This is a genomic window from Pseudarthrobacter scleromae (genome assembly GCF_014644515.1).
In the GTDB taxonomy this organism is placed as follows: domain Bacteria; phylum Actinomycetota; class Actinomycetes; order Actinomycetales; family Micrococcaceae; genus Arthrobacter; species Arthrobacter scleromae.
Window position 1 is genome coordinate 285186 of the sequence record NZ_BMKV01000005.1, and the last position, 13229, is coordinate 298414.

General features: G+C 66.0%; 11 protein-coding genes. 1 reads left to right on the top strand and 10 read right to left on the bottom strand.

Annotation, left to right across the window (positions count from 1 at the left end):
• Positions 1–6: 6 nt before the first annotated feature.
• The 8 genes from allB to IEX33_RS14630 all read right to left on the bottom strand — a co-directional run bounded on the left by allB (position 7) and on the right by IEX33_RS14630 (position 9910).
• The gene (gene allB, locus IEX33_RS14595; protein WP_174175124.1) at positions 7–1350 is read right to left on the bottom strand and encodes an allantoinase AllB; all 1344 of its coding nucleotides are present in this window, start codon (positions 1348–1350) and stop codon (positions 7–9) included.
• Positions 1343–2548, bottom strand: coding sequence for a glycerate kinase (locus tag IEX33_RS14600; protein WP_188731335.1), 1206 nt, complete (start codon positions 2546–2548; stop codon positions 1343–1345). The genes allB and IEX33_RS14600 overlap by 8 nt, the downstream gene beginning before the upstream one ends.
• Positions 2549–2577: 29 nt before the next feature.
• The gene (gene gcl, locus IEX33_RS14605) at positions 2578–4356 is read right to left on the bottom strand and encodes a glyoxylate carboligase (protein WP_188731337.1); all 1779 of its coding nucleotides are present in this window, start codon (positions 4354–4356) and stop codon (positions 2578–2580) included.
• A 177-nt stretch (positions 4357–4533) separates the two neighbouring features.
• Complete coding sequence (locus tag IEX33_RS14610) at positions 4534–5412, bottom strand: 2-hydroxy-3-oxopropionate reductase (protein ID WP_188731339.1); 879 nt, start codon at positions 5410–5412, stop codon at positions 4534–4536.
• A 118-nt stretch (positions 5413–5530) separates the two neighbouring features.
• Positions 5531–6331, bottom strand: coding sequence for a hydroxypyruvate isomerase family protein (locus IEX33_RS14615; protein ID WP_188731340.1), 801 nt, complete (start codon positions 6329–6331; stop codon positions 5531–5533).
• A 231-nt stretch (positions 6332–6562) separates the two neighbouring features.
• A complete protein-coding gene (locus IEX33_RS14620) occupies positions 6563–7066 on the bottom strand; it encodes a hypothetical protein (protein ID WP_188731342.1) in 504 nt (167 codons plus the stop codon).
• A 268-nt stretch (positions 7067–7334) separates the two neighbouring features.
• Positions 7335–8624: an MFS transporter gene (locus tag IEX33_RS14625; protein ID WP_188731344.1), complete on the bottom strand. Its 1290-nt coding sequence runs from the start codon at positions 8622–8624 to the stop codon at positions 7335–7337.
• 56 nt (positions 8625–8680) lie between these two features.
• Positions 8681–9910, bottom strand: coding sequence for a M20 metallopeptidase family protein (locus tag IEX33_RS14630; protein WP_188731347.1), 1230 nt, complete (start codon positions 9908–9910; stop codon positions 8681–8683).
• Between the two features lie 135 nt (positions 9911–10045).
• On the opposite strand from IEX33_RS14630, the gene IEX33_RS14635 reads away from it, so the two are divergent.
• Positions 10046–11074, top strand: a complete 1029-nt coding sequence (locus IEX33_RS14635; protein ID WP_188731349.1) for an Lrp/AsnC family transcriptional regulator — start codon at positions 10046–10048, stop codon at positions 11072–11074.
• A gap of 58 nt (positions 11075–11132) precedes the next feature.
• Here the strand turns inward: IEX33_RS14635 and IEX33_RS14640 are convergent, their stop codons facing one another.
• On the bottom strand, positions 11133–12830 hold the full coding sequence (locus IEX33_RS14640; RefSeq protein ID WP_188731351.1) for an amidase: 1698 nt from the start codon (positions 12828–12830) through the stop codon (positions 11133–11135).
• Positions 12827–13132 (bottom strand): hypothetical protein, encoded by a 306-nt coding sequence (locus IEX33_RS14645; RefSeq protein ID WP_188731353.1) that lies wholly within the window; start codon positions 13130–13132, stop codon positions 12827–12829. The genes IEX33_RS14640 and IEX33_RS14645 overlap by 4 nt, the downstream gene beginning before the upstream one ends.
• Positions 13133–13229: the final 97 nt, after the last annotated feature.

Below are 13229 nucleotides of genomic sequence, written 5' to 3' on the forward strand. Positions count from 1 at the left end.
GCGTCCTTAGACTCCGCCGCGGCGGATCAGCTTGCCCGTGGGGGTCTGCCCGTCCACGACGGCCCCGCGCAGGAAGGTCTTCCGGACCACACCGGAGAGGGCCTTGCCGTCGTACGGGGTGATGGGGTTCTTGTGCTTGAGCTTGGAGACGTCCACCACGAAGGCCTCATCCGGGGCGAAGACGGCGAAGTCGGCGTCGTAGCCCAATGCCAGCTGTCCCTTGGTGGAGAGCCGGGCCAGGGCGGCGGGCTTCTCGCCCATCCAGGACACCACCTGCTCCAGCGGGATGCCGCGGTGGCGGGCCTCGGTCCAGATCAGCGAGAGCCCCAGCTGGAGCGACGAGACGCCGCCCCAGGCGACGGCGAAGTCACCGTTCTCCAGGTCCTTCAGGTCCAGGGTGGAGGGGGAGTGGTCCGAGACGATGCAATCGATGGTGCCGTCCAGCAGGCCCTGCCACAGCAGCTCGCGGTTGGAGGCTTCACGGATCGGCGGGCAGCACTTGTAGGCGGTGGCGCCGTCCGGGATTTCCTCGGCCATCAGCGTGAGGTAGTGCGGGCACGTTTCCACGGTGAGCTTCACGCCGTCGCGCTTTGCGCTGGCAATCATGGGCAACGCGTCCGACGACGAGAGGTGCAGGATGTGTGCGCGCGCGCCGGTCCAGCGGGCCCGTTCAATGACCTCGGCGATGGCCTTGTTCTCGGCTCCGCGCGGGCGGGAGGCCAGGAAGGTCTGGTAGTGGTCGCCGCCGGGGTGCGGGGCGCGGTCGATGGCGTGCGAGTCCTCGGCGTGGACGATCATGAGCGAATCGAATGACTTGAGCTCGGCCATGTCCTCCTCCATCTCGTCCGCGTCCAGGTGCGGGAACTCGTCCACGCCGGAGTGCAGGAGGAAGCACTTGAAGCCGAACACGCCTTCGTCGTGCAGGGCACGCAGGTCGCCCTTGTTGCCAGGGATCGCGCCGCCCCAGAATCCGACGTCGACGAACGCCTGGTCCTCGGCCACCTCACGCTTGAGCTTGAGGTTTGCCACGGTGGTGGTGGGCGGGACGGAGTTCAGCGGCATGTCGATGATGGTGGTGACGCCGCCGGCCGCCGCTGCACGGGTGGCGGAGGCGAAGCCTTCCCACTCGGTGCGGCCGGGCTCATTGACGTGGACGTGGGTGTCCACCAGGCCGGGGATGAGGGTTTCGTCGTCAGCCAGTTCGATGACTTCCGCGCCTGCCAGGCCGTTGCCCAGCGGCTCGAGGGCCACGATCTTGCCGCCGCGGACGCCCACTTCACGGGGAGCCAGGCCGGCGGTGGTGAGGATGCGCTGGCCGCGGATGACCAGGTCAAAACGTTCTTCAGACATGGAGGTCCTCCTTGGTGGTTGCGGAGCGGGACAGCGTGGTGGCTGCCAGCCTTCCGCTGATCTGTGTGCCTAGCTGCTCCAGAAGCGGCGCTGCCTCTGCTATGCACCTGTCTACATTGCTTTCAAGCTCGGTCAAAGCGTAAACGTCCTCGAATCCGGCGGCGGCCGCTGCCAGGGTGCTTCGCCCGCAGACGGCAACCACCGGGACGCCCTGCGCCGCGGCTGCCCGGGCCACGCCCATGGGGGTCTTGCCCAACAGGCTTTGTTCGTCCAGGCTGCCTTCGCCGGTGATCACCAGGTCGGCGCCGGCCAGCCGTTCGGCGAGGCCGGTGAATTCAAGCACGACGTCGATGCCCGGGCGCCGGGTTGCGGCCAGGACGGCGATGGCTGCGTAGCCAACGCCTCCTGCCGCTCCGGCGCCTGGGGCTTCCGCCGCTTTGAAGGCCCTGTTGTACGGGCCTTCCGAACCGATTTCCCTGGCCAGGACTTCGACAAACCTGGCCAGGGCGGCGTCGAGCATGCCGACGTCCTGTTGTGTGGCGCCTTTCTGCGGGCCGAAAATCGCCGCGGCGCCCTGGGGGCCCAGCAAGGGATTGTCGACGTCGGACGCCAGCACAAAGCGTGTGTCCTTCAGCCGGGGTTCGAACCCGCTGAAGTCGATCCGGTCCAGGCGGGCCAAGGCGGCACCGCCGGCCGGAAGGTCGTTGCCGGCGGCATCGAGGAGCCTGGCGCCGAGGCCCTGCAGGACTCCGGCGCCGCCGTCGGTATTGGCACTGCCGCCCACGCCCAGGATGATGCGGTTGCAGCCGGCATCCAGGGCGGCACGGATGAGCTGGCCAGTGCCCATGCTCGTGGCCGTGGCGGCCGCCGCCGGGCCCGGACGCCCGTCCACCAGGACACTTGCGGGAAGAAGCGCCAGGCCCGAGGCCGCGGCCATCTCGATGACGGCTTCATTGCCCCGGACGGCGAACTCGGCCGTGACCGGTTCCCCTGTTGGTCCGGCCACCACGGCGCTGCGGCGGGTGAAGCCCGAGCCGACGGCGGCGTCGAGGGTGCCCTCACCGCCGTCGGCCACGGGAATCCGGATCACCTCAAGGTTCCCGCCCGCGCCCCGCTGCAGGCCCTTTTCCAGGTGCGCACAAACTTCGGGGGCGGACAACGACCCCTTGAACTTGTCCGGGGCAATGACAATGCGCATGGCTGTCTTTCTTTTGAGGGCCGCAGGGTTTAGGCCTGCAGCGCCAGGATGGCGGTGGGGGCGTCGGCGGCGGTCTCGGCCAGTTCCTCGAACTCGTTCACGGCGTTGATTTCCACGCCCATGGAGATGTTGGTGACCTTCTCCAGGATCACTTCCACCACCACGGGAACCTGGAACTCGCCCATGAGTGCCTTGGCCTTGTCGAAGGCGGCGGCGAGGTCGTTGGGGTCCTCCACGCGCACGGCCTTGCAGCCCAGGCCTTCAGCAACCTTGAGGTGGTCCACGCCGTAGCCGTTGGTCTCTGGCGAGTTGATGTTGTCAAAGGCCAGGGAAACGTTCTGTTCCATGTTGAACCCGCGCTGGGACTGGCGGATCAGCCCCAGGTAGGAGTTGTTCACCACCACATGGATGTAGGGCAGGTTGAACTGTGCGCCCACGGCCAGTTCCTCGATCATGAACTGGAAGTCGTAGTCGCCGGAGAGGGCCACCACGGTCTCGTCCGGCTTGCCGCGGACCACGCCGAGCGCGGCCGGGGCCGTCCAGCCCAGGGGACCTGCCTGGCCGGCATTGATCCACTTGCGCGGGCCGAACACGTGCAGCATCTGCGCGCCGGCGATCTGGGACAGGCCGATGGTGGACACGTAGATGGTGTCGCGGCCGAAGGACTTGTTCATCTCCTCGTACACGCGCTGCGGCTTGATGGGGATGTTCCCGAAGTGCGTCTTGCGGTGCAGGGAAGCCTTGCGGTCCTGGCACTCGGCAACCCAGGCGCTGTAGTCCGGCAGGGACCCTGCCGCCTTGCGCTCCTTGGCGAGCTCAACCAGCCCAGCCAGCGCCGCACCGGCGTCGGACGCGATGCCCAGGTCCGGCGAGAACACGCGGCCAATCTGCGTGGGCTCAATGTCGATGTGCACGAACTTCCGGCCGGCCGTGTAGGTCTCCAGGCCGCCGGTGTGGCGGTTGGCCCAGCGGTTGCCGATGCCGATCACGAAGTCGCTCTGCAGGTAGTTCTCGTTGCCGTAGCGGTGGGACGTCTGCAGGCCCACCATGCCGGCCATAAGCTGGTGGTCGTCCGGGATGGTTCCCCAGCCCATCAGGGTGGGGATGACGGGGATGTTCAAGGTCTCGGCCAGTTCCACCAGCTGCGCGGAGGCGCCTGCGTTGATGATGCCGCCGCCGGCAACGATCAGCGGGTGCTGGGCTGCGGTCAGCATGTCCAGGGCCTTTTCCAGCTGCTTGCGGGAGGCCTTGGGCTTTTCGACGGGGAGGGGCTCGTAGGTGTCGATGTCGAACTCGATCTCGGCCAGCTGCACGTCGATGGGCAGGTCCAGCAGCACGGGGCCGGGGCGGCCGGAGCGCATCAGCTGGAACGCCTTCTGGAAGGCGCCGGGAACCTGGCCGGGCTCCAGGATGGTCATGGCCATCTTGGTGACGGGCTTGGCGATGGACTCGATGTCCACGGCCTGGAAGTCTTCCTTGTGCAGCTTGGCCACGGGGGCCTGGCCGGTGATGCAGAGCATCGGGATGGAATCGGCCCACGCGGCGTACAGGCCGGTGATCATGTCCGTGCCGGCCGGACCGGAGGTGCCGATGCAGATGCCGATGTTGCCGTCCTTGGCCCGGCTGAAGCCGTCCGCCATGTGGCTGGCACCTTCAACGTGGCGGGCCAGGGTGTGGCGGATGCCGCCGTGGGCGCGCATTGCGGAATAGAAGGGGTTGATCGCGGCGCCTGGCAGGCCGAACGCCTCGATGGCGCCTTCCTTTTCCAGGATGGCAACCGCTGCATCAACGGTACGCATCTTGCTCATGGTGTGCTCCTACTAAAAGTCTGGTGGGAAAAGCCTGTTTTTGGGTGTGCTGAAGTACCCCCACGAACCGTCGCGGGGCACTTTGGGGCTGGCCGCCGTCGTAATTGACGACGGCGACCGGCGAGCCTGTGTCGAAGTGCCCCGTTTCGGCGGGGCTGGCTTAGCTGCTGCCCGGGATTACTTCCGGCCGCTGAGCTGGAGGACCTGCTTGAAGAGTCCTGAGTGGTCCAGTGCGCCGTCGCCCTGGTTGACGGTGGCGGCGACGAGCTGGGCGACGACGGCGCCGAGGGGGACGGCGACGTTGGCTTCGCGGGCGGCGGAGGTGACGATGCCCAGGTCCTTATGGTGCAGGGCCAGGCGGAAGCCGGGGTCGAAATTGCGGTCGAGCATTTTCTGGCCCTTCTGGTCCAGGACCTTGGAGCCGGCGAGGCCGCCGCCGAGGACCTTGAGGGCGGCGTCGGTGTCCACCCCGTAGGCCTCGAGGAAGGCGATGGCCTCGCCGAGGACCTCGATGTTGACGGCGACGATGAGCTGGTTGGCTGCCTTGACCGTCTGGCCGGAGCCGGAGGGGCCCACGTGGACGATGGTCTTGCCGACGGCGTTCAGGACGTCCGATGCTGCGTCGAAGTCTGCCTTGTCGCCGCCCACCATGATGGAGAGGGCGGCGTCGATGGCGCCCTGTTCGCCGCCGGAGACGGGAGCGTCGAGCGGGCGGATGCCGGCTTCGCGGGCGTCGTCGGAGAGGCGCTTGGCGACGTCGGGGCGGATGCTGGAGGCGTCGATCCACAGGGTGCCCTGCCTGGCGTTGGCGAAGACGCCGTCCTTGCCGCTGACAACACCCTCGACATCGGGGGAGTCCGGCACCATGGTGATGACGACGTCGGCATCCTTGACGGCGTCAGCGATGCTGGTGGCACCCTTGCCGCCTTCGGAGACGAGCTTGTCGATCTTGTCCTGGCTGCGGTTGAAGCCGGTGACGGTGTGGCCGGCCTTGACCAGGTTGATGGCCATGGGCAGGCCCATGATTCCGAGTCCGATAACTGCAACGTTGCTCATGATGGTTCTCTTTTCTGGAAGTCTGTGGTGGTGCGGCAGGATTCCAACTAGGTCGCAGTAGATGTTGTTTTGGGGGCCGTAAACGACATCTGCTGCTACCTAGTTGGGCGGGCGGGGATTACTTGGCGGCGTGTTCGCGGATGGCCCAGCTGAAGGCCGTTTCCTGCGGTTCCTTGTACTCGAGGCCGATGTAGCCCTCGTAACCGAGTTCACGGCTGCGGGCGATCCACTCGCCGAGGGGAAGGGTGCCGGTGCCGGGGGCGCCGCGGCCGGGGTTATCCGCGATCTGGATGTGGCCGAAGTCCTTGGCGTGGTTTTCGATGACGGACTCGACGTCGTCGCCGTTGACTGACAGGTGGTAGAAGTCGGCGAGGAGCTTGATGTTGCCGACGCCGGCCTCCGCCTTCACCCGGGCGATGACCTTGAGTGCGTCGTCGGCGGTGAGGAGCGGGTATTTGGGTGCTCCGCTGACCGGTTCGAGGAGGACGGTCCCGCCGATCCGGGCGACGCCTTCTGCTGCTGCGGCGAGGTTCTTGACCGCCAGTTCGTCCTGCTCCTCGGGAGTGAACTCCTCCTGCCGGTTGCCGTAGAGGGCGTTGAAGGCCTTGCAGCCCAGGCGCTCGCCGATGCCGGCCACAACGTCGATGTTGTCCTTGAACTCGGAGCAGCGTCCCTTCCAGGAGACCAGGCCGCGGTCGCCGCCGGGCATGTTGCCGGCGTTGAAGTTCAGGCCGGTGAGCTGCACCCCTGCGTCCTTGATGGCGTTCTCGAATTCGGTGATCTGGGCGTCGGACGGAACGGAGCTTTCAAACGGCCACCAGAACTCCACAGCGTCAAAGCCGGCTGCCTTGGCTGCGGCGGGGCGCTCGAGCAGGGGCAGCTCCGTGAGGAGGATGGAGCAGTTCACTGTGTACGTCATCGTAGGTCCTTCCAAGGAGGGCTTTGATCCATCTTCCCTTGCTTCGAGTTCTTTCAAACTTTCCGCTATGTGGAATTAAGATTCTGCTTTATGAAAAGTGTAGGGAATGAGGGGTGGGGGAGTCAAGGGGCGCATGGCCCACGCAACGTGGTCCAGGCCGCACACGACAGAGAGCCAGGGGCGGTGGCCCCTGGCTCTCTTATATTTCTGTCTACGGAAAGTCCCGCCCTGTCAGCGGCCTCTCGTAACTTCAACCACGTCGCTCTTCTTCCAGTCGGACCAGTCGGACCAGTGTCCGTTGTCCTTCTTCACCCGGTAAGACACCATGTGGTACACCTCTTCGGCGCCCCTCTTGTCCAGGTTGCGGACTTTGTCAACGCTGTGGATGATCCTGGCGTCGTCCTTCTTGTCGAATTCCTCGTAGAAGTGGGAGCTGCCCAGGAAGTCGTCCGTGCGCCGCGGGCCCTTCTCGTCCTCGTAGCGGAGTTGGCGGATATGGACGGTCTTCTTGCCGTCGCAATCGGCCTTGATCCTGAAGTCGACCTTGTTGCCGCGGAGGTCCTTGGGGTCCAGCGGCTTGACGGTACACCCGTGCCGGTCGTCACGCCGGTCGTCATGTGCCTGGACCGGGCCGGCGAATGCCACGGAACCGCCGAGCAGGCCCAGGGAGAGGAGCGGAACCAGGGCGATCCTTGCCCGGGTTGAGCGGATTCCTGTTGATGGAGTGATGGACATTTGTGCTCCTGAAAAGGATGCGATTCACCAATTGTGTTAGGGCGCGATTCCCCATGTGGGGCAGGTAAGCCAGCGCCTGACTGAGCATCGCGGTTGGTCAGCGGCGGCCGCAGCCTGCCCGTCCCCTTTTCAAACTGCACGCCCTGCTAGTGGGGGCGCGTATCCGGCCTCATTGAATGTTTGTGATCCGGTACTTAAATCGTGCACCTGCGCTTCGGCACGCGCTAGGGCCGCGTCTACCCTTTTTGGTTGCGTTTAAAGCCTGCCCCTAGTGCGTCAGGTCCTTGCCCTTGGTCTCGGGAATGGTGAACACGAACGCCGCGCTCACGGCCAGGAGCACCACTGCGTAGATGTTGAACAGCTGTGGAACGCCCATGGTGGTTCCGAGCCACTGCTGCAGGTACGGTGCGGTGCCGCCGAACACTGCCACGCAGATGGAGTACGGCACACCCACGCCGACGGTACGGATGGACGTGGGGAACAGCTCTGCGTAGACGGCCGGCACAATGGCGGCGCTCGCAGCAATGAAGACCAGCATGACGGACATGCCCACGGCCAGCTGCCAGGCTGAATCCTTGAGCAGCCAGGTCATGGGGAAGTGCATCACTGCAGACCCGATGGCGCCGGACCACAGCACCTTCTTGCGTCCGATGCGGTCGGACAGTTTCCCCCAGAAGGGAAGGGCGGCGATGAAGACGATGTTGGCGATGACGGCCGCCCAGAGTGCTTCGCCGCGGTCGATCTTCAGTGCGGTGGTGGCGTAGCTGGGCGCCACGACTCCCCAGACGTAGTAAATGACGGTCAGTCCAACCGTCAGGCCGATGACCTGCAGTGCCTGCTTGCGGTGGCGGACAATCTGCGGCCAGAGCGGCGCCCGCTTTTCGGCCAGCGATTCGCCCTCGAACGCTTCGGTCTCGTGCAGCCGTGACCGCATGATCAGCGCGTACAGCCCCATGGCCGCGCCCAGCAGGAACGGGATGCGCCAGCCCCAGGCGTTCATGGCCTCCGCCGTCAGGGTCATGTTAAGGACGGCGCCCAGCAGTGTGCCGAACAGGATGCCCACGGTTCCGGAGGTGTAGATCAGGGTGGCCCAGAAGCCGCGGTGCTCCTTGGGTGCCATCTCGGACAGGTAGGTCTGCGACGACGGCAGCTCGCCGCCGTGCGCCAGGCCCTGGATGAGCCGTGCCACCAGCAGCATCAGGGACGCCCAGGCGCCAATGCTCGCGAAGGTCGGAGCGATGCCGATCATCAGGCTGCCCAGCGAAGCGAGTCCGACGGCTAGGGTCATCGAGGTCTTGCGGCCCACCCTGTCGCCGATCCAGCCGAAGAGGAAGCCGCCGAAGGGCCGTGCCACAAAGCCGACGGCGAAGATCGCCAGCGTGGACAGTACCGCCGACGCCGGGTCGGCCTTGCTGAAGAGCTGGCTGGCTATGAAAGGCGTGAACGTGGCGTAAATGGCCCAGTCGTACCATTCGACGGCATTGCCGATGCCGGTTCCGACGATGGTCTTGGTGGTGGACACGCGTCCAGTCTGCTGCTTGGTTACTGCAATGGACATGGTTACTTCCTCAGGTTCGTGGTGAAGAGGATGGGGATGGGAGGGGCGACGGCGGGTCAGGCCGCCGCCGCCAGGGCGGCAAGGCGCGAGGTGGCCAGTTCGGTGTAGAGCGCAGCTCCATCAGCCAGCACGCCGTCGTCGAACGTTGCATAAGGGGAGTGGTTGAACGGTGAGGCGGCCGGATCGCCGCCCGGGGCGACGGCGCTGAGGCCGACGAACGTGCCGGGCACCTCGGCGAGTACCCGGGAAAAGTCTTCCGAACCGCTCAGGGGAGTGGCCCAGCGGGAAAGGCGGCGCTCGCCGAAAAGTCCAGCAATGACCTTCTCCGCCGTGTGCGTTTCGTCCTCGTTGGTGATGGTGAGGGGGTATTCCTCCTGGTAGTCCACGTGGACCTCCACCCCGTGCGCGGCCGCTATTCCCTGGAGCAGGCGCGGCACGGCCTCCATCATCCTGAGCCGGGAGCTTTCCGAGAAGGTTCGGACCGTCGCCTCGATGCGGGCAGTCTCGGGGATGATGTTCCGTTTGGTGCCGGCGTGCAGCACACCCACCGAGAGCACCACCGGATCGAACATGTTGAACTGCCGGGTCACCATGACCTGCAGGGCGGTGACCATCTCGGCAACCACTGTGACGGGATCCTTCGCGGCATGCGGGGCGGAACCGTGGCCGCCCGCTCCCAGCACCGTGACCTCCAGCCCGTCCGAGGCGCTAAGCATCACGCCGGGCTTCGTGCAGAACGTGCCGTGGGGCTCGAGCGAGGAAAACACATGCATCCCGTAAGCCGCCTGCACGCGGGTTCCGGCGGAATCCAGGACGCCTTCGCGGATCATGTAGCTGGCACCGTCGCATCCCTCTTCGCCGGGCTGGAACATCAGGACGACGTCGCCCTGCAGCAGGTGCTGCTTCTCGGCAAGGAGAGTGGCGGCTCCGGTGAGCATCGAGGTGTGCAGGTCGTGGCCGCAGGCGTGCATGGCGCCGTCGGCCTGGGAAGAGAACTCCACGCCCGTCTTCTCCTGGACGGGAAGGCCGTCCATGTCGGCGCGGAGGAGAACCGCGGGCCGCTGGGCGCCCGTGCTGCCTGCCGCGGCCTTGCCCCCGCGAAGCACTGCGGTGACGGAGGAGGTTTCCTCGCCCAGGGTGATCTCGAAAGGAAGCCCGTCGAGGGCCTGGAGGACTTTCTCCTGGGTCCGCGGGAGGTGCAGCCCGATTTCCGGGTGCCGGTGGAGGTCGTGGCGGAGACGGATGAGGTCCCCATGCAGTTCCTTGGCGTCTTCAATTACGGGCACTGTGCGGCTCCTGGGCTTAGCTTTCGTGGTCTGTGGACTATTCTGGAGTGGCGCAACTCACATCCAGAGAAAGCGCTGGAAATATCCTTCCTGTACCGGCTATGTGCAGGATTCGTGCATGAGGAGGTGGACCTGATGGAACTCAGTGAGGAAGACCTGGCCCTCATCCAGGTGCTGCAGACGTATCCCCGGCTCGGCTGGGCGGACGCCTCCAAGGTGCTGGGCGTGCACGCCACCACCCTTGCTGCCCGCTGGGAACGGCTGACCTCAAGCGGGGCAGCGTGGGTGACGGCTCACCTCGCGGGGGATCCACAGCAGATGCTCCTGGCCTTCGTGGCGGTGGACTGCGACATGAACCTGCGGGACAGCGTGACAGCGCAATTGGCCGGCATCCCCGGGATCATTACCGTCGAGGAAGCGGCAAGCAACCGGGACCTTATGCTGACCGTGGTCACCAGGTCCCTGGAGGAGTTCAGTGCCTCGGTGGTCGCCCAGTTGAAGGGCATCGAGGGGCTGATCAAGTACCAGGCGGCCCTGTGCACGCGGCTTCACACCAGCGCCGACGAGTGGCGGCTGAATATCCTGGACAAGCATCAGCTGGCATTGCTTCGGACGCTCGGGCGCCAAAGCGGCCCGGACGCCCGCCATGCGGAAGCCGGGCAGTTGCCGCAAAGCCACCTGGACCTGTTGCCGTTCCTGGCCCGCGACGGAAGGGCAACCGCGGCCCAGATAGCTCGGGAATTGGGGCGTCGTCCGGCAACGGTGCAGCGGCAGCTGAACCGGGTGCTGGCCAGCGGCGTCCTGCTGTTCCGCTGTGAAATTGCGCAGGCCTTTTCCTCCTACCCCGTGACATGCCAGTGGTTCGCCAATGTTCCCGCGGGACAGCATGAGGAAGCGGCTGCCGCCATCCGGACCATTAAGAATGTTCGACTGAGCGCCTCCACCACAGGGCCCACCAACTTCGTGATCATCATGTGGCTGCAGTCCCTTGCGGACGTTATGACCGCCGAACTTTCCCTCCAGCAAAAGGTCCCCGGCATACACCTGGTGGAAAGCGTGGTGATGCTGCGGACGGTTAAACGGGTGGGCTGGATGCTGAACGAGGACACCACGTCCAGCGGCGCGGTGGTGGTCCAGTCCGCGGCACTGCCGGCTGCGGACTGAACAGTGGACGTCCCGGCCCGCCTCCCGGGAAGGAGGCGGGCCGGGGGCATTGGCGCTGCTACTGGGACAGCTCGGCCACCTCATGCGCCTCGAGGCGGCCCCGGCCCTGTGGAGCGGGTGCAGCCGAAACCTTGCCGCGCGCGCTCTTGGCGAACGGCTTCCGGGACTTGGACGGATCAACAGAAATCGGCTCGGGGACTTCGCCGGCCGGGTTCGCGGGGCGCCGCAGGTGCCAGTCGGTCACCGCCTGGTAGGCGGCGGCCACGGCCAGCAGCCGGTCCTCGGCGAAGGGCTGGCCGCCAAGGATGGTGCCCACCGGGACGCCGGCCGAGTCAAAACCGATGGGCAGAGCGAGCTCGGGCAGCCCAATCGCGTCGAAGGGGTTGGGGCTGGTCTGCAGCACCACATCGCACTGCTCGAACAGATCGTCCAGGACGCGTTCCAGCAGCAGGACCTTGGCGCGTTGGCCCAGGACGTACTCGTTGGCGCCCAGCATAGAGCCCTGCAGCCAGCCGGTCACAGACACCCCAAAGCTGCGGAGATCCTTGCGCAGTATGGGCAGGAACGGCTCACTCCGTTCCGGCAGCCGCACATTGTTGAAGGCTGTGCTTGTCAGTGTGTCCCAGTCCTCGGGCAGTCGAACGTCCACAATCTGGATTCCTTCAATGCCGGCGAGCTTGTCCAGGAAGGCCTTGCGTGCCGCTGCGGTTTCCGAGGATCCTGCGGTGAAGTCCGGGATCACGCCCACCCGGGTGCCCCAGCGCATAGCCACCTTGTTGCCACGCTTGACTGGAGTCGCGGCCGTGATCAGGTCCGGGACGGGCGGAAGCCCCAGGGTGCGAGGGTCGTTGGGATCCTCCCCGGCCATTGCGCTCAGCATGATGGCTGCGTCCTTCGCATCCCTGGCGAGCGGTCCCGGGTGGTCGCGGGTATAGCTCAGCGGGATGATGCCGTACAGCGAAACCCGGCCCATGGTCGGTTTAAGCCCCGTGAGGTTTTGGGCGTTGGACGGCGCGGTGATGGAGCCGCCGGTCTGGGTTCCCACGCTGGACGTTGCCATCCGTCCGGCCACTGCAGTTGCTGAGCCGGACGAGGATCCGCCCGGATTTGTCCGTGGATCCGCAGGGGTCCAGGCATTGACGGTGGTGATGCGGCCGTCCGGAGTGGTGGCACGGGTGGTGGCCAGCGGACCCATCTGGGTTTTTCCGAGGACAATGCCGCCGGCGCCGGTCAGCTTGGACACGGGCGTTGCGTCAAACGGGGGCGTGAAGTCCTTGAAGATGTATGAGTTGGCTGTGGTGGGGTAGGCGCGGGTGTAGTAGTTGTCCTTGATGGCCAGCGGGATGCCATGAAGGGGTCCCTTGTAGGCGGCGCCGGCCAGGGCCCGGGCGCTTGCCAGGGCATCGTCTGCTGCCACCAGGTTGAACGCCTGGTAGTCCGCGTCGAACGCGCCGATCCGGTCAAGGTAGGCCTCCACCAGCAGTTCGGCGCTGAGCCGGCCCTGCCGGATGAGGCTTGCGGCTTCCGCGATGGTCAGCTCGGTAATGTCCGCCAGGGCTTCGGGCCGGACGTCCCCGTACGCGTTCGGGTTGATCCCGGCGGGCACCACCGCTGTTGGCGCGGCGTGGGCAACAGCGGGAAGCGCCACCGCACCCAGCGACGTAGCTGCTGCAAGAACGGCAAACCTGTTGACGAAGGACCGGCGGTCAATGGTGCGGTCCGTCGGCTGGCTGTCCACGCTGTCCACCGGGTTCATGCCGTCCTCCGTGCAGTATCGATTGAGGGGTACAGAGCGGGAGGAGCTGCCTGCTGGGACAGGAGCGCGGGGTCCGCAGTTCCTGCCGCGCCGGCAAAGGGCACCTGGTAGGCGCTCAGTTCAGCGACCGTGGTGCGCATGAAGGAACGCAGGCTGGCCAGGACCGACGCCTGTCCGGGGCTTCCGGTCTCGGGGTCGCTGGCGGTTCCGGCGGGAAGCTGGTTGAGGTCGATGCCGAGGGATGCCAGTCGTGCCCGGATCATGATGTCCAGTTCGGCGTCGGATGGGGGAGTGAGGGGCATGATGCTCCTTCTTCTACGTTGCTGGTGTTGCAGCAGGTACAGCTGAGACACAGTGATACTTCCACTGGCTCGTGGCGCTGTCATGTCATGGAAGTTG